General features: G+C 43.8%; 16 protein-coding genes and 1 tRNA gene. 8 read left to right on the forward strand and 9 right to left on the reverse strand.

Features of this window, described 5'->3' with window-relative positions; translation table 11 throughout:
• Positions 1-15 precede the first annotated feature (15 nt).
• Entirely contained in the window at positions 16-780 is a 765-nt protein-coding gene (locus GD630_RS14000) for a hypothetical protein (protein ID WP_143866205.1), read from the forward strand.
• A 76-nt stretch (positions 781-856) separates the two neighbouring features.
• On the opposite strand, the gene GD630_RS14005 is transcribed toward GD630_RS14000, so the two are convergent.
• Positions 857-1,129 (reverse strand): HU family DNA-binding protein, encoded by a 273-nt coding sequence (locus tag GD630_RS14005; protein ID WP_007762033.1) that lies wholly within the window; start codon positions 1,127-1,129, stop codon positions 857-859.
• 218 nt (positions 1,130-1,347) lie between these two features.
• Between GD630_RS14005 and GD630_RS14010 the strand changes: the two genes are divergently transcribed.
• From GD630_RS14010 to secDF, 5 genes are all read left to right on the forward strand, one after another.
• A complete protein-coding gene (locus GD630_RS14010; RefSeq protein ID WP_007762035.1) occupies positions 1,348-2,022 on the forward strand; it encodes a rhomboid family intramembrane serine protease in 675 nt (224 codons plus the stop codon).
• A complete protein-coding gene (locus tag GD630_RS14015; protein WP_143866207.1) occupies positions 2,003-2,908 on the forward strand; it encodes a rhomboid family protein in 906 nt (301 codons plus the stop codon). Before GD630_RS14010 ends, GD630_RS14015 begins: the two co-directional genes overlap by 20 nt.
• 4 nt (positions 2,909-2,912) lie before the next feature.
• A complete protein-coding gene (locus GD630_RS14020; protein WP_143866209.1) occupies positions 2,913-3,998 on the forward strand; it encodes an endonuclease/exonuclease/phosphatase family protein in 1,086 nt (361 codons plus the stop codon).
• A 31-nt stretch (positions 3,999-4,029) separates the two neighbouring features.
• A complete protein-coding gene (locus GD630_RS14025) occupies positions 4,030-6,117 on the forward strand; it encodes a M3 family metallopeptidase (RefSeq protein ID WP_394368235.1) in 2,088 nt (695 codons plus the stop codon).
• Positions 6,118-6,282: 165 nt separating this feature from the next.
• On the forward strand, positions 6,283-9,297 hold the full coding sequence (gene secDF, locus GD630_RS14030; protein ID WP_143866211.1) for a protein translocase subunit SecDF: 3,015 nt from the start codon (positions 6,283-6,285) through the stop codon (positions 9,295-9,297).
• Positions 9,298-9,469: 172 nt separating this feature from the next.
• Here secDF and GD630_RS14035 read toward each other — a convergent pair.
• Positions 9,470-9,541 (reverse strand) — tRNA-Arg (locus GD630_RS14035).
• Positions 9,542-9,744: 203 nt separating this feature from the next.
• On the opposite strand from GD630_RS14035, the gene GD630_RS14040 reads away from it, so the two are divergent.
• Together GD630_RS14040 and GD630_RS14045 are read left to right on the forward strand one after the other, a co-directional pair.
• Positions 9,745-11,592, forward strand: coding sequence for a 2-oxoacid:acceptor oxidoreductase subunit alpha (locus GD630_RS14040; protein WP_143866214.1), 1,848 nt, complete (start codon positions 9,745-9,747; stop codon positions 11,590-11,592).
• Positions 11,593-11,604: 12 nt separating this feature from the next.
• Positions 11,605-12,609: a 2-oxoacid:ferredoxin oxidoreductase subunit beta gene (locus tag GD630_RS14045; protein ID WP_143866215.1), complete on the forward strand. Its 1,005-nt coding sequence runs from the start codon at positions 11,605-11,607 to the stop codon at positions 12,607-12,609.
• 177 nt (positions 12,610-12,786) lie between these two features.
• Here GD630_RS14045 and GD630_RS14050 read toward each other — a convergent pair whose 3' ends face one another.
• The 7 genes from GD630_RS14050 to GD630_RS14080 form a co-directional block, all read right to left on the reverse strand.
• Positions 12,787-15,258: a beta-glucosidase gene (locus GD630_RS14050; protein WP_143866217.1), complete on the reverse strand. Its 2,472-nt coding sequence runs from the start codon at positions 15,256-15,258 to the stop codon at positions 12,787-12,789.
• Positions 15,259-15,365: 107 nt separating this feature from the next.
• Positions 15,366-16,241, reverse strand: a complete 876-nt coding sequence (locus GD630_RS14055) for a DUF4886 domain-containing protein (protein ID WP_143866218.1) — start codon at positions 16,239-16,241, stop codon at positions 15,366-15,368.
• A gap of 21 nt (positions 16,242-16,262) precedes the next feature.
• Positions 16,263-18,059, reverse strand: a complete 1,797-nt coding sequence (locus GD630_RS14060; RefSeq protein WP_143866221.1) for a glycoside hydrolase family 2 protein — start codon at positions 18,057-18,059, stop codon at positions 16,263-16,265.
• A 28-nt stretch (positions 18,060-18,087) separates the two neighbouring features.
• A complete protein-coding gene (locus GD630_RS14065; protein WP_143866223.1) occupies positions 18,088-19,389 on the reverse strand; it encodes an acetylxylan esterase in 1,302 nt (433 codons plus the stop codon).
• Between the two features lie 241 nt (positions 19,390-19,630).
• Positions 19,631-21,694, reverse strand: a complete 2,064-nt coding sequence (locus GD630_RS14070) for an alpha-galactosidase (protein WP_143866225.1) — start codon at positions 21,692-21,694, stop codon at positions 19,631-19,633.
• 7 nt (positions 21,695-21,701) lie between these two features.
• Complete coding sequence (locus GD630_RS14075) at positions 21,702-23,570, reverse strand: FAD-dependent oxidoreductase (protein WP_143866227.1); 1,869 nt, start codon at positions 23,568-23,570, stop codon at positions 21,702-21,704.
• Positions 23,571-23,780: 210 nt separating this feature from the next.
• Entirely contained in the window at positions 23,781-24,893 is a 1,113-nt protein-coding gene (locus tag GD630_RS14080; RefSeq protein WP_143866229.1) for a glycoside hydrolase family 88/105 protein, read from the reverse strand.
• Positions 24,894-24,908 lie beyond the last annotated feature (15 nt).

Here is a 24,908-nt window from a genome sequence, read left to right on the forward strand (position 1 = left end):
ATAACAGAAATAGCCATGAGAAAAGTACTATTAACACTGGCATTAGTTGCCACAGCTTCATTAAGCAATGCGCAAGTATTGAGAAACAATTTCCTCAACGGATGCAAAGAAGGGGAACCTATCGAAAAGGCAGCCTACACAGCCAAGAAAGCACCTCTTAATAAAGATGTATGGAGTGCTGTATTCAATGAGAAAGCACCTTATATAGGTGAGAGTCCCGTAGCAGGCAAAGAACTGTCTTACAAAGGATACAATGAGAAAGGACTGTCGATTATTTGGGGCGGACTACCCGAAGACGCAACCTTCCGCCCCAGTATCTACGGCTTGGAATTAGGAAGAGCGTATTCTACCGGAACTTATTATGTGTCATTCCTGGTAAACTTCTCCAAATTCAAGGCAAAAGGTAATATGGATTTTATTTCTACAAGTACCAATCACGCTGCCGGAACAAGTCGTGGATTCGTTTTTGCTTCCAACCAAGGCAGCAAACTTAAATTCGGAGTGGGTATACACAAACAACGTGCTTCTTCTCCTAAGACGTATGACCTGAATGCCACACACCTAATTGTATTAAAAATTGATTTCGCACAGAATCAAGCTTCATTATTTGTCGACCCGGAACTGAAGGATAAAGAGCCCACACCGGATGCGGTAGCTACTGAAGAGGGGGCTTTGAAGGCCGGAATAAAAGGAATAATGCTAAAGAATCGCAATAATTACGCAGGAAATATAGGTAATTTCCGCTTTACGGATAGTTGGGCAGGAATTATTGGGAAATAACCATAGCCTACTTATTGATAATTAAAAAAGGTGTCTTTTAAAGGACACCTTTTTTAATTTCTTTCAACTATCTATCTTATTCAACAGCTGCGGATAATTCAGCACCGGCTTTAAATTTAGCTACTTTCTTAGCGGGAATAGTAATAGTTGCTTTTGTAGAAGGGTTAATACCTGTTCTTTCAGCTCTTTCGCTTACAGAGAAAGTTCCAAAACCAACGAGAGATACTTTCTCACCGGCTTTCATGGCATTAGTAACTGAAGTGACGAAAGCATCAAGTGCCTTTTTTGCATCGGCTTTGCTCATTTGAGCTTCGGCAGCCATTGCATTAATAAGATCAGACTTATTCATAATACGTAAAATGATTAATTAATATATATAACAAAAGATTCTCCCACAATGGATTAATTCCACAAATATAGCCGAACAAAACAACATATCAAATAAAAACATAAAAAAAACGCAGCAAATTATTGAAAAAGAGCTAATAGGAAGCACTTTTCATGCTTTAAAACAGAATTTATTCGTACTTTTGCATCTATTATCATAATATTCAGAATAAAAAAATGATGCCAACTGTAACTAAAAACCTGATAATTATCAATGTACTAATGTTTTTCGGTACATTCGTAGCACAACGCTATGGAGTAGATCTGACTAATTATCTGGGATTACATTTTTTCCTCGCAAGTGACTTCAATCCGGCGCAGCTTATTACTTATATGTTCATGCATGGCGGATTCAGCCATATTTTCTTTAATATGTTCGCCGTTTTCATGTTCGGTCCGATTCTCGAACAAACATGGGGACCCAGACGTTTTCTGTTCTATTATATCCTTTGTGGTATCGGTGCGGGAGTTATCCAAGAAGGAGTACAATATATTCAATATGCAACAGAACTCAGCCAATATTCACAAGTAAATATAGGTACCGGTATTATTCCCATGGAAGAGTATCTGAACATGATGACTACCGTAGGTGCTTCAGGAGCTGTCTATGCCATATTGCTGGCATTCGGTATGCTGTTTCCCGATAATCGGTTGTTTATCTTCCCGCTACCTTTTCCGATCAAAGCCAAATTTTTCGTAATCGGATATGCCGCAATTGAGTTATGGTCAGGACTTGCCAACAACATAGGAGACAACGTCGCCCACTTCGCCCATTTAGGCGGAATGTTGTTCGGTCTGATACTGATTTTGTATTGGAGAAAAAAAAGTAATAACAATGGGACATATTATAGCTGATTTGAAGGAAACATTCAGAAGAGGAAACATTTTTATCCAACTGATTTATATCAATGTCGGTATCTTTGTGATCGGCACATTGATTCATGTTTTTCTACGACTGTTTGAAGTCAACACTCCCGATATATTCAACATATTCGCTTTACCGGCCTCTTTTGTCGGGTTTATCCATCAACCGTGGTCGTTGTTTACCTATATGTTTATGCATGCCGGCATTCTGCACATTCTATTCAATATGCTTTGGCTATACTGGTTCGGGAGTTTATTCCTTTATTTTTTCTCGGCAAAGCATTTAAGAGGGCTATATATATTGGGAAGTATCTGCGGAGGTTTGCTTTATATGGTCGCCTACAACGTATTTCCTTTATTCAGTTCACAAGTACCCGGAGCAACGTTAGTCGGGGCTTCCGCTTCCGTACTGGCTATCGTAGCGGCTACAGCCTATCGTGAGCCCAACTATAGGGTGCAACTTCTTCTTTTCGGTGCTGTCCGTCTTAAATATCTCGCACTGGTCGTTATCGGAATTGACGTACTGTCCATTACCTCAAGTAATGCCGGAGGACACATTGCCCACCTAGGAGGTGCTCTTGCCGGGCTCTGGTTTGCAGCCAGTCTGAGTAAGGGAATTGACTTAACTTTCTGGATAAATTGGATTCTGGATGGTTTCATCTCTCTTTTCCAAAAGAAAACATGGGAACGCAAACCTAAAATGAAAGTACACTATGGCAGCAATGCTACCGAACGACGGAAAGATTATGATTATAATGCCCATAAAAAAGCACAATCTGACGAAGTGGACCGTATTCTGGAAAAGCTGAAAAAATCCGGTTACGACAGTCTGACGACAGAAGAAAAGAAAAGCTTGTTTGACGCAAGCAAAAGATAAAAGAATGGAACACATTGGCAAAATTGTCGCATATCTGATACTGGCTATCAACGCATTCTTCGTGGGAACGCTGATATTAAGCGCTTATAGCCCCTATCTCAGCCCCAAAGTCAATCCGTTAGTTTCCTGTCTCGGACTTGCATTTCCAATATTCCTGATTATCAATCTATTTTTCCTGTTTCTTTGGGTATTTGTCAATTACAGATATGCACTACTACCCGTCATCGGTTTTCTGATTTGCTTTCCGCAAATACGGACTTATATTCCTTTCAACTCTACTACCCGGACAATACCGGAAGGAAGTATCAAAGTTCTGTCTTACAATGTAATGAGCTTTAGTAATCTGAAGAAGAAAGATGGGAAGAATCCGATTTTATCTTATCTGAAAAACAGCAATGCAGACATTATCTGCCTGCAAGAATACAACACAGCCGGCAATAAGAAGTTCGTAACGGAGCAGGATGTAAAGAAAGCGTTAAAAGCGTATCCCTATCAATCCATTCGCCAACAAAGGAAAGGAGATGTGCAGCTTGCCTGTTTCTCCAAATTCCCGATACTCTCGTCACAACTTATTGAGTATAAAAGTGATTATAACGGTTCTATGAAATATGTGCTGAATGTAAATAATGACACTATTACATTAATCAACAATCACTTGGAATCCAACAAGCTCACCAAAGAAGACAGAGGGATCTATGAAGATATGATAAAAGATCCGAATGCTAAAAAAGTAAAGACCGGACTCCGCCAACTAATTCGAAAACTAGGGGAAGCATCGGCTATCCGTGCCTCTCAAGCAGATTCCGTAGCGAGAATTATTACAGAAAGCCATTATCCTACAATGATTGTATGTGGAGATTTCAACGACGGTTCTATTTCGTATACCCACCGGGTTCTCACTCAAGAACTGGATGACGCTTTCACACAGTCCGGTAAAGGATTGGGAATCTCCTATAACCAGAACAAGTTCTACTTCCGAATCGACAATATCCTGATTAGTCCCGACCTGAAAGCCTATAATTGCACTGTAGACCGTTCTATTAAGGCTTCGGACCACTATCCGATTTGGTGTTATATCAGCAAACGATAAAAACGGAAAATTCTATATTATAAAACACATAATGATGATTAAAAAGACATTAACCCTTTTAGCAGTAAGTTGTATGATGTACTCCTGTGCTACAAAAACAGAAAGTAATCCTTTCTTTGCAGAGTTCCAAACCGAGTATGGCGTTCCTTCCTTTGACAAAATCAAATTGGAACATTATGAGCCTGCCTTCCTGAAAGGTATCGAGGAACAAAATCAAAATATCGAAGCTATCATCGAAAGTCCGGAAATCCCTACATTCGAAAATACCATCGTGGCATTGGATAACAGTGCACCAATCCTGGATCGGGTAAGCGCTATTTTCTTCAATATGACAGATGCTGAAACGACCGACTCATTAACTGCGCTATCCATCAAGCTGGCTCCGGTTCTTTCGGAACATGAAGACAATATATCCTTGAATAAGAAACTTTTCAAGCGTGTAAACGATGTCTACCAACAAAAAGATTCCCTGAATCTGACCACAGAGCAGAAACGCCTGCTGGACAAGACCTACAAACAGTTTGTCCGTTCAGGCGCCAATCTTAGCGCAGAAAAACAGACACGTTTGCGTGAAATAAACAAAGAACTGTCCACACTCGGTATCACATTCAGCAATAATGTACTGAACGAGAATAATGCGTACCAGCTCTTCGTCGAGAAAGAAGAGGACTTAGCAGGATTGCCCGAATGGTTCCGTCAAAGTGCAGCTGAAGAAGCAAAAGCAGCCGGGCAACCGGACAAATGGTTATTTACCCTGCATAACGCCAGCCGTCTGCCATTCCTGCAATATGCTGAGAATCGCCCGCTTCGGGAACAAATATACAAAGCGTATATCAATCGGGGAAATAATAACAATGAGAACGACAACAAAGAGAACATCCGCAAAATCGTTTCTCTCCGTCTGGAAAAAGCTAAATTGTTAGGTTTCGACTGTTACGCAAATTTCGTGTTGGATGAGACGATGGCTAAAAACGCGACGAACGTAATGGATCTTTTGAACAATCTTTGGAGCTATGCACTGCCTAAAGCCAAAGAAGAGGCTGCCGAGCTTCAAAAGCTGATGGACAAGGAAGGTAAAGGCGAAAAGTTGGAGGCATGGGACTGGTGGTACTATACCGAAAAGCTACGAAAAGAGAAATATAATCTGTCCGAAGAGGAGACAAAGCCCTATTTTAAATTGGAAAATGTACGTGAAGGTGCTTTTGCCGTAGCCAACAAGCTATATGGTATCACTTTCAACAAGCTGACAGGAATTCCGACCTATCATCCGGATGTTGAGGTGTTTGAAGTGAAAGACGCTGACGGCTCTCAACTCGGTATTTTCTATGTGGACTATTTTCCACGTGCCGGAAAAAGCGGAGGTGCCTGGATGAGTAATTACCGTGAGCAGCAAGGAGCAACCCGTCCGTTAGTGTGCAACGTTTGCAGTTTCACCAAACCGGTAGGCGATACTCCATCACTATTGACAATGGATGAAGTAGAAACCTTGTTCCACGAATTTGGACATGCCCTACACGGCTTACTGACAAAATGTGAATACAAGGGAACATCCGGCACAAACGTAGTACGTGACTTTGTAGAACTCCCTTCTCAAATCAACGAACATTGGGCTACCGAACCAGAGGTACTGAAAATGTATGCCAAACATTATCAGACCGGAGAAGCAATCCCCGATGAAATCATCGAAAAGATACTGCAACAGAAGACTTTCAATCAAGGATTCATGACTACCGAATTGCTGGCAGCCGCTATCCTCGACATGAACCTGCACACAGTGACAGATGTAAACAATATGGATATACTTTCATTCGAGAAAGAAGCGATGGACAAACTCAATCTGATCCCTGAGATAGCACCACGTTACCGCGTTACTTACTTCAATCATATCATCGGTGGATACGCTGCCGGATATTACAGTTATCTGTGGGCCAACGTATTGGACAACGATGCTTTTGAAGCTTTCAAAGAACACGGAATTTTTGATAAAACCACCGCAGACCTGTTCCGCCACAATGTTTTGGAAAAAGGAGACAGTGAAGATCCGATGGTACTTTATAAAAATTTCCGAGGAGCAGAGCCTAGTCTGGAACCATTGCTGAAAAACAGGGGAATGAAATAATTCTGCAAAAAAGCCCTTAAACATCAAATATTTGAGGGCTTGTTACATATAAATGTGAAAAAAAAACTATATTTGCAGCCTTGTATGCGGCAAAAAGAACTTGTATACGACAGAATTTAACTGAATATTAAATTAAAAAAGTAATCATCATAAATTAAAAGTAAAATGCAAAACAAAGGATTTGTAAAGGTTTTTGCGGTATTACTCACGCTGGTATGCGTGTTCTACCTCTCCTTCTCCTTCGTAACACGCCACTATACCAACAAGGCGAAAGAAATTGCGAACGGCGACCCGAAAGTAGAACAAGACTACCTCGACTCTCTCTCCAACGAGAAAGTCTGGCTGGGTAACTGGACGCTGAAACAATGTCGTGAGATGGAGATTAGTTTAGGTTTGGACCTGAAGGGTGGTATGAACGTTATCCTTGAAGTTTCTGTACCCGATGTTATCAAAGCACTGGCCGACAACAAGCCGGACGAAGCTTTCAACAAAGCATTGGCAGAAGCTGCAAAGCAGGCAATCAACAGTCAGGATGATATCATTACCCTGTTCATCAGAGAATACCATAAGGCTGCTCCGGAGGCGAAACTTTCCGAACTCTTCGCAACACAACAGTTGAAAGACAAGGTTAACCAGAAATCAACAGACGCTGAAGTTGAAAAAGTATTGAGAGCAGAAGTAAAAGCTGCCGTTGAGAACTCATACAATGTACTCCGTACCCGTATCGACCGCTTCGGTGTTGTTCAGCCGAATATCCAAAGTCTGGAAGACAAAATGGGACGTATCATGGTGGAGCTGCCGGGTATCAAAGAACCGGAACGTGTGAGAAAACTTCTCCAAGGTTCTGCTAACCTGGAATTCTGGGAAACTTATACAGCCAAGGAAGTTCTTCCTTCCATGCAGTCTGCTGACGCCAAATTGCGCGCTATCTTAGCTGAAGAAACAGCAGCTGATGGAGATACAATAGAAGCTGCCGTTCTCACTGAAGCTACTCCGGTGGAGAAAAAAGCTGTAAGTGCCGCCGATAGCCTTGCCGCTGTACTGAAAGGTGACACAACAGCCTCTGAAAAGCCTTCTGTAAACATGGAAGAGCTCAAAAAACAATATCCTCTGTTGTCTATGCTTCAGTTGAATTCAAGCGGACAAGGTCCTGTTATCGGTTATGCAAACTATAAAGACACTGCTGATATCAACAAGTATCTGGCTATGCCGGAAATCAAGGCAGAACTTCCGAAAGACCTTCGTCTGAAATGGGGTGTTTCTCCTTCTGAGTTCGACAAGAAAGGACAAACATTCGAATTATACGCGATCAAGTCTACCGAACGTAACGGCAAAGCTCCGTTGGAAGGTGATGTAGTAACAGACGCTAAAGACGAATTTGACCAATACAGCAAACCGGCTGTAAGTATGACAATGAACTCTGACGGTGCACGCCGTTGGGCTCAGTTGACAAAACAGAATATCGGTCGTTCTATTGCTATTGTTCTTGATAATTATGTATATTCTGCGCCGAACGTAAATTCAGAAATCACAGGCGGACGTTCACAGATTACAGGTCATTTTACTCCTGAACAAGCAAAAGACTTAGCAAACGTATTGAAATCAGGTAAGATGCCGGCTCCGGCTCACATCGTACAGGAAGATATCGTTGGTCCGTCGTTGGGTCAGGAATCTATCAATGCCGGTATTTTCTCATTCGTTGTAGCTTTGGTCCTGTTGATGATCTATATGTGCTCTATGTATGGTTTCATCCCGGGTATGGTTGCCAACGGTGCTTTGTTCCTGAACTTCTTCTTCACATTAGGTATCCTTTCTTCTTTCCAGGCTGCATTGACGATGTCCGGTATTGCCGGTATGGTATTGTCATTGGGTATGGCAGTGGATGCTAACGTATTGATTTATGAACGTACCAAAGAAGAGCTTCGTGCAGGCAAGGGAGTGAAGAAAGCATTGGCTGACGGTTATTCTAATGCCTTCTCCGCTATCTTTGACTCAAACTTGACATCTATTATTACAGGTATCATTCTGTTCAATTTCGGTACAGGACCTATCCGTGGTTTTGCAACGACTTTGATTATCGGTATCCTCGTATCGTTCTTTACCGCAGTGTTCATGACTCGTCTGGTTTACGAACATTTCTTGAATAAAGATAAATGGCAGAACCTGACATTTACCACTAAGATCTCAAAGAACCTGATGACCAATACACACTTCGATTTTATGGGAACAAACAAGAAATCCATGATTATTGTTAGTGCTATAATCATCGTTTGTATCGGTTCATTCGCTATTCGCGGCCTAAGTCAAAGTATTGACTTTACAGGTGGACGTAACTTCAAGGTACAGTTTGAAAACCCGGTAGAACCGGAACAGGTACGTGAGTTGATCGCAAGCAAGTTCGGTGATGCAAACGTTAGTGTTATTGCCATCGGTACAGATAAGAAAACAGTTCGTATCAGTACTAACTACCGTATCGAAGACGGAGGTAATAATGTTGACTCGGAAATCGAATCTTATTTATATGAAACACTGAAGCCGTTGTTGACTCAGAATATTACATTGGCTACTTTCATTGACCGCGATAACCATACAGGCGGTAGTATCGTAAGTTCACAGAAAGTAGGTCCTAGTATTGCAGACGATATCAAGACCGGTGCTATCTGGTCAGTTGTTCTGGCATTGATCGCTATCGGTTTGTACATCTTGATCCGTTTCCGTAACATTGCATACAGTATCGGTTCTATTGCGGCATTGACTTGTGACACAATCATGATTATCGGTGCTTATTCATTATTCTGGGGTATCCTGCCATTCTCACTGGAAATCGACCAGACCTTTATCGGTGCTATCCTGACGGCTATCGGTTACTCTATTAATGATAAGGTGGTAATCTTCGACCGTGTACGCGAGTTCTTCGGATTGTATCCGAAACGTGACAAGCGTCAGTTGTTCAATGACTCTCTGAACACTACACTGGCTCGTACCATCAATACTTCATTGAGTACATTGATCGTATTGCTGTGTATCTTCATCCTCGGTGGTGACTCTATCCGCAGCTTTGCATTCGCAATGATTCTCGGTGTTGTAATCGGTACTTTATCTTCACTGTTTATTGCATCTCCGATTGCATACAACTTTATGAAGAACAAAAAGACTGTAGCAACAACTGCGGGAGAATAAAATATTCCAGAAATAGAAAAAGCCTCTTCCGAAGTTCGGAAGAGGCTTTTTCTATTGATTATTAAAACAAATAGAAGCTATAAGACGTTCATCTTAAAAGAAGCCATTGTAAAACTTAAAACTCGATACAGCATGAAAGCATCCAACACAACTTCCTATAGATTCTTTGTAGTAGCCCCGAGGGGAATCGAACCCCTATCTAAAGTTTAGGAAACTTCTATTCTATCCGTTGAACTACAAGGCCGTTCCTATTTTGATTGCAAAGATAACGGTTTCTGTTGATTTAACAAGAATAAAAATACAGGTTCCTTCCAGATATTTCAAATATTTTGCGTCAATAGGACAATAAAGTACGTTTTATTTTGATAATTCGATTAACTTTCCGACCTTTGCGCTCACAAATTGAAAGTAAAAACAGTTTTTAAATTAAATATAGTAATTAAAGTTATGGCAGACGAAATGATGGTTAAAGAATTGGAGGAGGTAGTAGTACGTTTCTCCGGCGACTCCGGTGACGGTATGCAGTTGGCCGGCAACATCTTCTCGACCGTGTCGGCTACGATTGGCAATGACATCAGTACATTCCCCGACTATCCGGCAGATATCCGCGCACCGCAAGGTTCACTAACCGGTGTTTCCGGTTTTCAGGTACACATCGGTGCAGAAAAGGTTTATACTCCGGGAGACAAATGCGATGTATTGGTAGCTATGAATGCCGCCGCATTGAAAACACAATATAAATTTGCAAAATCCACCGCCTGTATCATCATCGACACAGACGCCTTTCAAAAATCAGATTTAGATAAAGCGGCATTCACCACCGATAATCCTATTGAAGAAATGGGTATCAAGCAGGACGTAATCGCAGCACCTATCTCGCAGATGGTAAAAGACTGTCTGGCAGATACGGGAATGGATAATAAGTCCATGCTGAAATGCCGTAATATGTTTGCCGTAGGACTGGTATGCTGGTTGTTCAACCGCGACCTTAACATAGCGGAAGACTTTATCCGCGAGAAATTCTCCAAGAAACCGGAAATAGCGGAAGCAAATATCAAAGTAGTTCGTGCCGGATATGACTACGGACACAACACACACGCTTCCGTAGCACATACATATAAGATTGAAAGTAAAGCAGCCATTCCCGGGAAATATATGGATATCACCGGAAATAAGGCGACTGCATACGGATTCATCGCAGCTGCAGAGAAAGCCGGACTGAAACTCTATTTAGGGTCTTACCCTATTACTCCTGCAACAGATGTGTTGCATGAACTCTCAAAACATAAATCATTGGGCGTGACCACCGTGCAATGTGAAGATGAGATTGCCGGTTGTGCTTCTGCTATCGGTGCTTCATACGCCGGTGCATTAGCTGTTACTTCCACCTCAGGACCTGGTATCTGTTTGAAATCAGAAGCCATGAACTTGGCCGTTATCATGGAATTGCCATTGGTCGTATTGGATGTACAACGTGGCGGCCCCGCTACCGGTCTACCGACCAAATCGGAACAAACAGATCTGTTGCAAGTTCTCTTCGGCCGTAACGGTGAAAGCCCTATGCCTGTCATTGCCGCGACATCACCTACGGACTGCTTTGACTCAGCCTATATGGCCGCTAAGATCGCTTTGGAACACATGACTCCGGTCGTGTTGTTGACAGACGCATTTGTTGCCAATGGTTCAGGTGCATGGAAATTGCCTAAATTGGCTAATTATCCTGCTATCAACCCTCCTTACGTACGTCCGGAAATGTCGGAAACCTGGACACCGTATCAACGGGACCCGCAGACAGGTGTTCGCTATTGGGCAGTTCCGGGTACAGAAGGATTCACTCATGTACTGGGAGGTCTTGAAAAAGACAACAAGACAGGAGCTATCTCAACTGATCCGGAAAACCATGACTTGATGACGCGGTTACGCCAGCAGAAAATTGCCAATATCGAAGTACCTGACGTAGAAGTTGAAGGCGACAAAGAAGATGCCGAATTGCTGATTGTAGGTTTCGGAGGTACTTACGGACATTTACATGCCGCTATGGACGAACTCCGTGCTAATGGCAAGAAAGTAGCATTAGCACACTTTAAGTTCATCAATCCTCTTCCAAAGAATACGGCAGCCTTGATGAAGAAATACAAAAAAGTGGTGGTAGCCGAGCAAAATATGGGACAGTTTGCCGGATATCTCCGTATGAAGGTGGACGGTTTCGTTCCTTATCAGTTCAACCAAGTGAAAGGACAGCCCTTTGTTGTCAATGAGCTGGTCAATGCATTCACTGAGATTATCAACAAGTAAAATCAAGAAATTATGAGCGAATATACAGCTAAAGACTTTAAAAAAGGACAGCCACGCTGGTGTCCGGGATGTGGTGACCACTTTTTCCTGGCTTCGTTACACAAGGCTATGGCAGAAATCGGTGTCGCTCCATGGGATACGGCAGTAATTTCCGGTATCGGTTGTTCCAGCCGCCTTCCTCACTATATGAATACATACGGTATGAATACAATTCACGGTCGTGCCGCCGCTATCGCGACAGGGTGCAAAGTCGCTAACCCCAAACTAACCGTATGGCAGGTAAGCGGTGACGGTGACGGTCTTGCTATCGGAGGTAACCATTTCATTCATGCCAACCGACGCAATATCGACATCAACATGATCTTGCTCAACAACCGTATCTATGGTCTGACTAAAGGACAATACTCACCCACTTCACCGCGTGGTTTTGTCAGCAAATCTTCTCCCTACGGCACCGTAGAAGACCCGTTCAATCCGGCTGAACTATGCTTTGGCGCACGCGGACATTTTTTCGCACGTGCTGTTGCCACAGATGCTCCCGGTACGATAGACATATTGAAAGCTGCCTATAATCATAAGGGCACTGCTGTCTGCGAGATTTTACAGAACTGCGTCATCTTCAATGATGGTACACACAACTCCGTATATAACAAGGAAGGGCGTGCCAAGAATGCGATTTATCTGGAACATGGCAAACCGATGTTATTCGGTGAAAACAAGGAATTCGGATTAATGCAGGAAGGTTTTGGGCTGAAAGTAGTGAAACTAGGCGAGAACGGTATCACAGAAAAAGATATTTTGATACATGATGCACACTGCCAGGACAACACACTCCAGTTAAAGCTAGCCTTGATGGAAGGCCCTGACTTCCCCATCGCACTTGGTGTCATCCGCGATGTAGACGCTCCGACTTATAATGATGCGGTAGAAGCACAAATCGAAGAAGTAAAAAGCAAAAAGAAATACCATAATTTCGAGGAGCTTTTGATGACTAATGATATTTGGGAAGTGAAATAATCACACTATCCGTAGAAAGATAAAGGCGTAGATCGAGAAGTAATTCTCTTTCTACGCCTTTGTCATTCTCCAGGATAACCCATTTTTGGGGGGATGAGGTTCTATTATTGTCCTCTTTTGTTTTTCTTATCAAATAAGCCTGGTTTAAGACTGGTCAAATGTGACTTTACGAGGAAATTAGAACGAGTATGAACCGGAAAGTTCAACCGTAGCTTTCAAAGGTAATTGATTGGAAGCCGGGCCGACAAGAATTTCAAAAGCTCCTTTCTCTACTACAAAACGGTGCTGATTCATATCATAAAAAGAAAATGCATCCTCATTTAACACTACAGAAATCCGCTTCTTCTCACCTTTCTTCAAGAATACCTTTTCATATCCTTTCAGTTCTTTCAGAGGACGGGGAACAGAAGATTCTATATCATGCACATACACCTGCACCACTTCCGAGGCGTCCATCTTACCTGTATTCTCTATATCAAAGCTAACTGTAACCTGATGTTCACCCGTTTTCTCCGCAGACATATTGCTATAAGCAAAAGTGGTATAGGACAATCCGTAACCAAACGGATAGAAAGGTTCTTTTCCCGAACGGTCGTATCCACGATAACCGACAAAGACACCCTCGGAATAATCTACACGTTTAATCTCTGCCTTTAAGTTCTCGTAATAACTACCATGCACCGGATTATCTTCCCATTTCTTTTCGATAGAAATCGGTAGCTTTCCGCTTGGAGAAATCTTGCCGGTCAGGATTTCAGCTATCGCCTGTCCGCCTTCCTGTCCCGGATACCAGGCCATAAGAATAGCTTTTGCGGCATCATGCCAGTTGGTGAAATCCACACCGCCACCGGCGTTCAGTACAACCACGACATTGGGATGCATGGAGGCAATCTTTTTGATAAACAATTCCTGATACCGGAGCAAAGCAAACGGACGGTCAAAACCTTCGCCTTCCGTGTTACTGTTGAAGCCTGTGCAGAACACTACATTGTCCACTTTCGCCAATCCTTGACGAAGTTTCGCCTCATTAAGGCTATAAGCGTTGAAGCGGATAATTGCTGAAGATATATTATCAAAGAATTCAATCCGGAAACGATATTCCTTACCGCCCTCAACCGGAAGTTCAACTTCACGGCTGGAGTAAGAATGATTTCCCCAGTCGCCTGTAATGTGCTTGTCGTTCACAAACAAACGATAACCGTCATCACCACCGATGTGAAGTTTCAACTGACCGTCTGCCTGTGGAACATAACAGGCCGTCCAACGGACTGAAAAGCCATCTGTGAGAAAACCATCCAACGGTGCACCATATCCCCAGTCATAATCAACAGAGGACTCCGTACGTACAACTTCCGGCTGTCCCGAAAGCGTCTTGTTCTTAAAGTATTCAGCCTTGAAGCCTTTCACCTGACGATTAGCATCTGTATAAAACTCATTGACAATATTTTCATAAATCACATCATCCGTCAATAATACCAGATTCTTTTTCTTCAGTTCTTTCAAGCCTTGAGCCACTGAAACGGTAGAAAAAGGAGTGACAAAACCACTGCCGCCACCGGTAGGAATCAAATCTGCATTAGGCCCCATTACAGCTGTTTTTCCTTTTAATGGAAGCAGGTTTGCTTCATTCTTCAACAATACCACCCCTTCGCGTGCCAGCTCCAAAGCTGTCTGGCGAGAGAATGGATTATCCTCTGCGATGCTGCTATCTTTCTGTTCCTTATCAAGCATACCATAAGCAATCAGCGTTTGCAGGATATGCTGTACTTTAAGGTTGATGGTTTCTTCGGTCACTGTACCGGTTTTGATGGCGGGGATGAGGTTATCGGCATTCATGAAACGTCCTTTCGGCATTTCAAGGTCAAGTCCGGCATTGGCAGCGCCTACGGCGGAATATACGGAAGTCCAGTCAGACATCAGGATCCCTTTGAAGCCCCAAAGATTGCGCAGGACATCAATATTCAGCCATTTATGCTCGGTGGCATGAACACCGTTCAGGAGATTGTAGCTGTTCATCACTGCACTCACATTGGCTTCCTGTACGGCCTTGCGGAAAGCCGGAAAATAAATCTCATGCAAAGTACGCTCGTCTATGTCCGAACTCGCATGGTGGCGGCTCCATTCCTGGTTGTTGGCGGCAAAGTGCTTGATGGTGGCAATCACTCCTTCCGATTGCACGCCCAAAATATATTGTTTGGCTGTTTCACCCGTCAAGTAAGGGTCTTCACCAAAGTATTCAAAATTGCGGCCACACAGGGGAGCACGATAGATATTCACCCCTGGTCCCAACAGAATGCTGACTCCACGGGACTTTGCATCTTGCCCTAATCCCTGCCCCAATTTATAAAGCAAGCTCCGATTCCAAGTAGAAGCGGAAAGAATACCAGATGGATAAAGAGTACTTTTCGGTGCATGATTGCGGATCCCCTGCGGTCCATCTGCCAGTCTTATTTCAGGGATTCCCAAACGAGGAATTGCACGCAAAGAAAAGCTCGTAAATCCGGAGATATACTCTATTTTCTCTTGCAGAGTCATTTTAGATACAATCTCCTTCGCGCGTTGCTCGGCTTGGGGAGTAATGCTTTGTGCATAGGTCAGAATGCTGCAGGTGAACATACAAAGACCAATAATGCCTGTTTTCTTTTTCATGGTAATCATGTGTTTAATATGGAATGTGCAAAAAACTATATCTTTCAGTTCTACTTTAACAGTTTGGTCCTACAGTAGAATATTCTTCGGCCTTGACAGGTTGTTTTTCAAGGTGCTTCAACTCTTCTACAAGGTACAGAACATAAGTCAGTCACTTTATACGGGTGTTTTACAGCCGCATGGGCAGCCTTTTGAGCAACAGTTTTCCGCGCCTCATCCAACCCTTCCGGTCCATAAGGATTCCCGACTACATTGTGTTTGAAAATGCGCTCAAACCAGGTGCAGGCAGCGGTATAACGTCCAACCTTCACATCCAGATGATAGCCATCCCTATTCAGATGATCACCGATGAAAGAGGTACGCGCATTTTGTATAGCAGTGCCCGAAGGGATGATAATCTTTACCTTATTCGCCTTAGCCGCTTTCTTCACCGCATCGACAATGGCCTGATACATGGTCAGTTGGTCACGGTTATAGTTCTTAAATCCACTATGCTTGGAAGTAGACGCATATGCCCAGGTCTGGTGCAACATCAGCTTTGTTTTCCTCGGAAGGCGCACTTTTACATATTCTATAAGTTCTGGCAGAGAGGCTTCATACGTCTCATACATTCCCGAAAAAGGACTTGCCTGTTGCAAACTGACATAATCCCAGTCTTCATCTGCCAGTACCGTTTCCAAAGACATCTTGCTCTTTTCCCGCTTCTTTCCATCCGTGCCAATTTTCCGGTAGGCATAGGCAGAAGCATTGTCACGGGCATTTTTCACATGACGTTCCAAGGAACAACCACCAATATACATATTACCGATTATGGTTGAAATGCCTTCGGCTTCTGCAAGTTCATGCAAATATTGCTCCACCGCATCTTGCGAAAAGCTATTGCCAATCGCCAATATCTTAACCACTTTCCGCTGTCCGTACGCTCCCACTGCCAAAATGAGTAGCATAAACATACAAATCGCTACAATTCTATATTTCTTCATCACAATCAACTATAACTATACTTATTGGTTATTCCTCCTTTTCATGTAATAATCTCTCATCAGATACCACGCTTTCTTACGCATACCCTGATCGGATATGAGTCCCTTACGGTTCCAGCCATCCTGATTGGTAGGGTGAAAACGGAACGGAGAACGGAAATCGAACAAAATCCAGGGCGATACTCCACGCAGGTTCGGGATATTGTCGAACATACGGATATTGTCTCTATATAAACGTGCCTGATACTCTTCACTCCAAGAGCTGACTACGTTCTCATCACCGGATTGACCATACAATGCTTCACCGCCAAATTCTGAGATAATCAACGGTTTGTCCGTCACAACTTCCCATATAGCGTCTTTCGGTTCAACGGGCCACGGATGGTACCAACCCATATATTTATTGATAGCAACAACGTCTAGTTGGGAAGTAAAAGAATCTTCCATCACAAAACGCTGTTTTCCGCTATCAAAACGCACAAGATCAAAAGCGGCGACATATAGGCGGGTAGTGTCCAGCTGTTTGCCTGTTTCGAGCAGGGAAGTAAGGAATTTATTCCGCTCCTCGGAAGGCTGTGTTTCATTGGCAACACCCCAGTAGCCCACCGCACAGCGGTTCTGGTCGCGCCGAATCATTTCAGAGAGCATTCTCTGCGCTTTCTTACGGGTTTCATTGTCTGTAAAGTCAATGCCTTGCCAAATGGGAATCTCCTGCCAGAGAAGGAAGCCCATCTTTTCTGCCAGGCGTACCGTGTATTCATTCTGCGGATAATGAGCCAGGCGAATCATGTTCACACCAAGCGCTTTCGCTTCGTTTAGCAGCATAGCAGCATCGGCTTCCGAGAAAGCACGCCCCATACGCTGCGGAATTTCTTCGTGGAAAGAGATACAGCACATAAATGTAGGTTTCCCGTTCAGGCAAATATCTGTACCTTTCACTGTGATGTTGCGGAAGCCTATTTGCTCTTCTATGCGGTCGGTACTTGAAGATATGGTTACTCCATAGAGTTTCGGTTCCTCCGGCGACCAGCGTTGCAGCTTCTTTGCGTTCAATACAGTTTCTGCTTTCCCTGCCGCATCGGTGGTAAGCTCCACATTGATTTTAAGTTCGGGGATGGCAACTGCTACTTTCTCACCTGCTTTTTTATCAGAAAGACGAACACGGACGATGATACGGTCGGGAACATTCTTATCCAGTTGGATGAAATAATCTTCTATAAATGTCCGGGGAGTTTTCACCAACAGCACATCTCTTGTGATACCACCATAGTTCCACCAGTCAAATGCCATAGCGGGAATGGCGTCTTTGGTACGGCGATTGTTCACTTCTACCGTCAGAAAGTTATCACCGTCTTTCAACAGGTCTGTTACTTCTACCTGAAAAGGGGTGAAACCACCTTCGTGCTCCGCTATCTCTTTTCCGTTCAAGTAGACTTTACAACGATAGCTGACAGCACTGAAATAAAGGAACTGACGTTTGTCTACCAAACGTTTGGCAGCAAAGTGACGGCCATACCATACAGTGCCTTCGTAATATTTTAATTCGGGCAATTGAGAGTTCCAATCTCCCGGTACATTAAGACGCAATCCGCTTTCGAATGCGTATTCGTAGAAATCAGTATTTCCTTTCGGTTGCTGATTCTCATAGATTTTCATTCGTTGCCCCTGGTCGTACAGGTCGATGATAGCATTCCATTTACCATTCAATGAATGGATATCACGACCGTATACATTTGTCATCAGTTCTTGTGCCATAGCACTTCCTGCAAAAGCGGTCAGCAACAAGAGAGATAGGCTTAATTTTTTAGCTATTTTCATTTATCTATCAGTTTGTGGTATTAGTATATTATTCTTTTCTCGATTCATTCTTCAAGAAGTTCATTATCCAGTTCCAGGCTGCGCTCGACTGTTCCGCATAAGCATAATGGGCGGTTGTTTCAGCAACGAACAGTTCTTTCGGAGCATTAATCACGTTATACGCCGAGTAAGTAGTGGTAGGCGGACAAACCCTGTCATTATAACCGAAGGTATAGAATCCCGGGACTTTAACTTGACGGGCAAAGTTGACTACGTCAAAATACTGAATGGTTTTAATCTTTTCCGGTGTCCGGTTTTTCTCATCCTTAAACATATGCGGCCAACCGCCTGCACGACCGTGGGCATAACCTGCCATATCACACAAGGCGGGATAGAAAGAAACTAGTCCCTTAACACGATTGTCCAATCCTGCAATCACTATGGAAAGTGCTCCGCCCTGACTTCCGCCAAAGGTCGCCAGTTTACCATTAAACTCGGGAAGCGTATATATGAAATCAATGGCTCTCACACAACCTGTATAAACCCGTTTGTAATAATACTTATCCCGATTGTCCATATTGAATGAGTGGTAATTCTTCAAAGCTCCGTTATAAAGGCGGTGATATACCTCTCCTGTCAGGTTGACCGGAATACCGTGAATACCTATTTCCAATATGATGAAACCTTTTCCGGCACGTTCGGCTTCTCCGTTATAAGAACGTATACCTGCACCCGGCACCTTCAGAATCGCCGGATATTTCCCGGCAACCTTCGGGACACAAAGGATGCCGTACATACGGGACGCGTAGTCATTGTTCGCAAACGAGACATGATATACGTTCACTTTATCCGTACACCTTTCCGGCAATAAAGTCATTATAGGTTCCAATGCCCACTTTTCTGCGGCTTCTTTGGTACTCTTCCAAAATTCAAGAAAGTCAGCGGGCAACGGAGTAACCGGTTGCAGCTTCTCAGGAGAAAAGCCGACAGTAGCCACGCCTTCATACTCACGCCCTTGACAACTGACGAAAGCACGGCAACGCAGAAACCCTTCTTTTTGCATAGTACCTGCGTTAATCTCAAGCTTTTCATTCTTCAATGGCTGTTTGCCTGTCTGATGAGGTTTCATCATGTCTTCCGAAATCTCATAGCGCACTTCCAGATTATCTTGTGGGATATTGCATTTCAATACCGCCACTTTAAATTTCACTTTTTCTCCCGGTTTATACAGCCAATTGGTATGGTCGGGAGTGACCTGCACTTGAACCAGTCTTTCTTGTGGCTGTGCCCATACGCCTAACGGCATGGACACAAACAACATCAGAAGAAAGATGTGTACTATCTTTATCATATTCATTCTTTTATTTGACGTATCATTGCTTTAATTCATATTCCGTTTCCCAACCATTAATGTTCCGTTTTTCAACTATTAATACCTACCGACTCAACTATTAACAGTTGACAACCTTAACTGTTAACATCCAACAGCTGAGGAATTAACGCTTCTCACACTACATATTAACTACCTATATATCAACACTTAGCATATTTCGCATTGATTGGCAAGACACATACGGAAAGCCGTTTTCCCACTACTTTATCCGATATTGATAAAGTGCGAAAGAGTTCTTATCCTTCAGCTCGAAACTTACTTTGCCCTGTGCGCCGACTTTAGCGGTAGACTTCCTGCCACTTCCCATCACAGGGGTAAAGGTGACTTTCTTACCCTTCGGAAGCCAAGTGTCAATGGTTCCTTCGGCCTGTCCGTTGTCTTCGCGGTAAACGATAAGATAGCCTTCCGTGTCGGAGACAATCGATTGGAATCCGGTCCACGAGCGTCCCGAAGGTTCTTCACCAATGGGCAAAATGACGCCCTTATGAAACCTGAGTTGAAGGGATTGGTATGCTTTAAGCAGAGATGCCGTAGCATAAGCCTCTCCGGGCAGGTTTGAAGCCTCCATCCACGCCAACGGCTGTGCCGCCAAGGTAATGGCAAAGAGGTAATCGAAACTGTAACGAGCGGGGGCAAAAGGGTCGGCAGCGTCATACTTGTCAGCATTGCGCCATTTGTTAAGGAACTCTATCTGCATCTTTTCCGCCGGTACATAGCGAGACAGCATCCAAAGATTACGCAAGGTGCGATAGGGATAGTAATTGCCCCAATCAGTATAGCGGTTTTCCAGGAAGATGTTGCCGTATTCATTCATATAGTGATAACCGCCGCGACGACCGGCAGTGGCATCGAGATTGAAAATCACTTCATGGTTGGTTTGTTCCAACACGGTATCAAACAGTCGGCGCAAGTTCTGTTCGGCTGTCTTGGTAGGTATTTGCAAGCCGTCTATCTTGAAACAACAGATGCCATATTTCTTATAAAGTCCGATAATGGCTTGCGCATCTTTTTGCCAATCGGCAAAATCATTCTGTATGCTGGGATTGAACCATAATCCGATGCGAATACCTAATTTCTTTCCTTTCTCTACAATAGGTTTCAGTCCGTGAGGAAATTTCATGGGGTTGGGCGTCCAATAATCGGTGTTCTTCCAAATATCCTTAAAACTACCTCCGGCGGTCTTCGAGTTAGGGCTTTTTCCGCTCTGCCAGCCATCATCCAATTGAAAAAGGGTGATGCCCATGCGTGCGGCACGATCCAATTCTGCGAGACAGAAAGCCTCATCTATTTTGGCATCCTGGCTGCGGTCACCCCAAGTATTGAGCATAATCATCTCATCCTGTGCAGCGGTATGGTGGCGCAGTTGTTTCTGGTAAAGACGCAAGGCAGTAAGCGCTTCTTGCTCATCGCCGGTATAGATACCGATAACACATCCATAGATACGAATCCAGCTATCCGGCTTTACATCATTAGACACAATGCCCAGCCCCACTACCATAAAATCGCTAAAGTCCGCCACGAAGTCAGAACCATTATAATGTAACTGGGTACTACTGCAAGGAGCTTCTTTCAAAAAAAAGAAGCCTTGACGGGTAGCCACATCGTGAGCAAAAAGCAGATTACCACGATATGTATTACGACGGTAAGGAAGCCAGGTACGCTCGGTTATCAGGTTGTCATTCCAATCAGTATAGTCGAAAAACTCTACCGTACGGGCACTCCAATGATTGCCCTTGAGTTGCAGCCTGTCCAGCGTAGGAGTTTTCACCCCCGTAGCCATATCAGCCGTGTGCTCTATATTTTTGCGATCGGCATTAGAACGATTATCCTCTTTATTCTGATAAAGTTCCACTTGTCCTTTCAGATAGGTATCACAAGCAATGGCGGGACAGTCTGCATAAATGCGATAGCGACGTTCTATATTCAGCGAACCGATAGTACAAGCCACAGTAGCCTGCAGATAACTGGCGTGAATGCCGTTCGTCGGTATCTCGCCCACGGTGAGCGTAGCATTCGTAGGGATACCTTTCACTATCGAGAAATCGGGTTGTTTGCCCTGTGTCGGAATGGTTTTTCCGTGTTGCTTGTCTGTAAGGCTGACAGTAACAGGCGCACCGTTATTCCACAGCATGGTGCGTTCCATATAGTCATTGCCCATACGTAGCGTGTCACCTTTTAAAAAAGCGTAATACTGTTGTCCTCCCCAAAGCGGCAATGTCCATATTGCCGATAGAAATATCGTGATAATACTTTTTTTGCTCATAGTTTGTCTACGGTTTGATGTAAGCTCCCGGAACTTCCAACAATTCGTTGGGCTCGTTGAAACGTTGGTTATCAGGCACATTGTGTTTACCCAAGCCCGCTTTCATCAGTTGCTTCAATTCGGGCAGATAATGATGATAGATGTCACGCGGCTCCACGCCATGCTTATGGCAGAGTCCAGCTGCCATGCCTACTACTTCGCCCATCATGCCGGTAGTACGCATTACACGCACCGTCCCCAAGGCTACGTGTGTACAACTCATATTACGACCAGCCATAAAAAGGTTATCCACATTGCGCGAATAAAGGCAGCGATAAGGTACAGCATAAGGATGAATCCAACGATGCACCGTAGCCGACTTAAATTCATCACCGGGAAAACGTACACTGTTCACACTATCAGGGAAATGAAGGTCTATACTCCAGGTAGTAGTAAACGAAGCATCCTCATGTGCCACATTCTTGTCTATGTCATCCTGTGCCAATACATAGTCACCCAAGAGACGGCGTGATTCACGCTTGCCTGAGATGTAAGCCACCCAATCGAGCGAACGGTTAGCGTACTTCTTATGGTCTTTATAGTGATTCTTCAGATAGCTCCAGTTGGAATATATCACCAAAAGCCCATAATCGCGTATACGTTCACCTTCACTGATTTGATTGCGGTTCATGCCTGTTTCCCATTTCCATTCGCCCATGGTTACGGGTTCACAGTTTTCAGCATCAAAGCGCACACCATATTCAAAGTGAGGGAAAGATGTTTTCTTCTTCATATCCTTGCTGTACCATTGTATCGAGGCGCCCATCACCAATGAGTCGGACTGTTCGGGAGCAAGACTTTCGCCATATTCATCGCGACCTTCACGCCCCATAGTCCAATCAGCACCGGCTAAATAGCCTATGGTAGCATCGCCTGTACAATCACTAAAAAGAGGAGCGATAAGTTCGGTTCGTTCGCCCGTCTCGATATGCTGGATAGTGACTGATGCAATGCGGTCTCCTTCCATCTTCACGGCTACTGCACGCTGAGAGGCATAAAGGGTAATATTCTTTTCATCAGCTATAAAATCTTCTTTCTTCCAGTCTTCATAGTAGTCACCCGGTTGGGCATTGCCGGAACGTTCATGACCGAACTCACGTATCATACGACCCAATCCTTTGTTGGGGGCCATTTCGATGATACCGCCAAGGTGCACACGAATTTCCGACGAGTTATTGCCCCCCAGCACAGGACGGTCGTTCACTAACGCTACCTTACAGCCCAATCGGGAAGCAGATGCAGCGGCGCACATACCGGCTATTCCCCCTCCTACTACCACAAAATCGTATTGATGAGTGGGCACCGTCTGTTGTTGTCGCAAGCGAGTACGAAGTGCGGCTGTCTCTGCCTCACTCCAAGTAGCGGGTTGCGTATTGGCATCAGTCGTAAGGTAAATGGCATCACAACGGCCGTCGAAACCGGTGAGGTCTTTCAATGCAAGGCTGGTAATCCCTGCTTTCAATACTACCTTTCCGGCAAATTGCCATTGCCAGGAATTACCTGTATGGCCCAACGTCGTTTTCAGCAATTTATCGCCTAAAGCCAGGCGGAATCTTCCAGGACCTGCCGCTCCAGTCCACGGTGAAGTCCAGTTATAGGTACGGGCATATACGTAATATGTACCTGCCTGAGAAATGTTAATCTCTGCTGTAGCGTCCGCCACAGGGATACCCATGCCATGTGCCATGAGATAAGGCGACCCCATTTGATCCATGAACTGCTGGTCGAGCACCCAGCCACCTCTCCGGCTGAAGCTTTCTGCTTCGATAAGCAGTTCCTCGGCTACAGCCATAAGACTACAGGCTACGGCTATGCATATCAATAAGATTTTTTTCATCACAACACAGCGTTTTTAGGATTATTGAATACTAATAGCATTCTTTTTAATAGTAGTCAACAAACACATTGACAAAACTTTGATATCAGTTTTTATTATTTTATTCATAGAATATATGTTTTAATTGTTGTTGTTCAAGGTAGTGGCTCCTTATAATCATCAGTACATTCATTACGTGACAATATAACCATCTTCAAGAAAAAGCGCAAATTATCTTGCCATTTTATAGACTTCATTACCCGCCATCAAAAAAGCGCCAACCCCATAAACTTCTGTCATATCACGAGTCACTTTCTTCGGATCAGCACCGATTTGTTGCACATAACCTAGTTTGCCATCCGGTTCGACTGCTGAAACCAACGCATTCCACCCTTTTATCATTACAGGAAGATAAACCTCCTTATCCAATAAACCTTCATTGATACCATAAGCTATGGAATACACTATAAAAGTAGTACAACTGGTTTCCGGCGACGGATAAGAAGAAGGGTCTAACAGACTAGCGTGCCAAAAGCCATCAGGATGCTGCAATCCGGCAACCCGTGTAGCCAGTTTTACAAACAGCTCTTCATAGAATTTGCGGTTCTTATCTTTCTTGGGTAACTCCTTCAATATTTCAACCAAGCCACCGAGTACCCAACCATTACCACGTCCCCAAAAGACTTTCTTTCCATTAGCTTCACGCTTATCAAAATAGCGCCAGTCACGGTAGAATAGATTTTCTTCTTTATCGAACAAGTAATCATAAGTCGCTTTATACTCACGATTCATGAATCTGATGTATTTCTTGTCTCCTGTCAACATATACAGTTTAGCATATACAGGGGGAGCCATGAATAGAGCGTCACACCAAGTCCAGCGTTCCAAAGTTTTCAAATCTCCCTCCACCAATCTGAAATTACCTTTAGAAGGGTGATTAATAATCCATTCCGTGCGAGCCAGTGTGGGGATAATCATCGCTTCATCTTTATATTTGCGATATAAATCCAAGAAGGATTGGGACACGGCAATGTCATCAGCATGATAAAATCGCTTGTCCGGCTGCCAGCAATTCCGGTGACCTATACAGGTCAACCATTTATAGTAGGTATCATCACCGTCTTCTTTCTCTGCCAGTCCAGCCCAATCGACCATACCGACATAGAGAGCACCTTGCGGCCAGTTCAGGTCGTCATGTTCCGGAGCAGGATGTGGATTGGCAATTTGCCAATCCGCAACTTTTCGCATGATAGACTTAATTTCTGCTTTTTGAAAAGGAACTTCTGTTGCTTGTATAAAAGTAACACATAACAGAAAAACTCCTGGTAAAAGTATTTTCTTCATTATATACCCATTTAT

The sequence above is a fragment of the Bacteroides zhangwenhongii genome (assembly GCF_009193325.2).
GTDB classification, from domain to species: domain Bacteria; phylum Bacteroidota; class Bacteroidia; order Bacteroidales; family Bacteroidaceae; genus Bacteroides; species Bacteroides zhangwenhongii.

Coding starts and splice junctions, on each gene's coding strand:
- GD630_RS14060 (WP_143866221.1), bottom strand. CDS start 18,059: ATGAAAATAGCTAAAAAATTAAGCCTATCTCTCTTGTTGCTGACCGCT.
- GD630_RS14010 (WP_007762035.1), top strand. CDS start 1,348: ATGCCAACTGTAACTAAAAACCTGATAATTATCAATGTACTAATGTTT.
- GD630_RS14070 (WP_143866225.1), bottom strand. CDS start 21,694: ATGAGCAAAAAAAGTATTATCACGATATTTCTATCGGCAATATGGACA.
- GD630_RS14040 (WP_143866214.1), top strand. CDS start 9,745: ATGGCAGACGAAATGATGGTTAAAGAATTGGAGGAGGTAGTAGTACGT.
- GD630_RS14075 (WP_143866227.1), bottom strand. CDS start 23,570: ATGAAAAAAATCTTATTGATATGCATAGCCGTAGCCTGTAGTCTTATG.
- GD630_RS14000 (WP_143866205.1), top strand. CDS start 16: ATGAGAAAAGTACTATTAACACTGGCATTAGTTGCCACAGCTTCATTA.
- GD630_RS14065 (WP_143866223.1), bottom strand. CDS start 19,389: ATGATAAAGATAGTACACATCTTTCTTCTGATGTTGTTTGTGTCCATG.
- GD630_RS14005 (WP_007762033.1), bottom strand. CDS start 1,129: ATGAATAAGTCTGATCTTATTAATGCAATGGCTGCCGAAGCTCAAATG.
- GD630_RS14080 (WP_143866229.1), bottom strand. CDS start 24,893: ATGAAGAAAATACTTTTACCAGGAGTTTTTCTGTTATGTGTTACTTTT.
- GD630_RS14050 (WP_143866217.1), bottom strand. CDS start 15,258: ATGAAAAAGAAAACAGGCATTATTGGTCTTTGTATGTTCACCTGCAGC.
- GD630_RS14045 (WP_143866215.1), top strand. CDS start 11,605: ATGAGCGAATATACAGCTAAAGACTTTAAAAAAGGACAGCCACGCTGG.
- GD630_RS14015 (WP_143866207.1), top strand. CDS start 2,003: ATGGGACATATTATAGCTGATTTGAAGGAAACATTCAGAAGAGGAAAC.
- secDF (WP_143866211.1), top strand. CDS start 6,283: ATGCAAAACAAAGGATTTGTAAAGGTTTTTGCGGTATTACTCACGCTG.
- GD630_RS14055 (WP_143866218.1), bottom strand. CDS start 16,241: ATGAAGAAATATAGAATTGTAGCGATTTGTATGTTTATGCTACTCATT.
- GD630_RS14025 (WP_394368235.1), top strand. CDS start 4,030: ATGATGATTAAAAAGACATTAACCCTTTTAGCAGTAAGTTGTATGATG.
- GD630_RS14020 (WP_143866209.1), top strand. CDS start 2,913: ATGGAACACATTGGCAAAATTGTCGCATATCTGATACTGGCTATCAAC.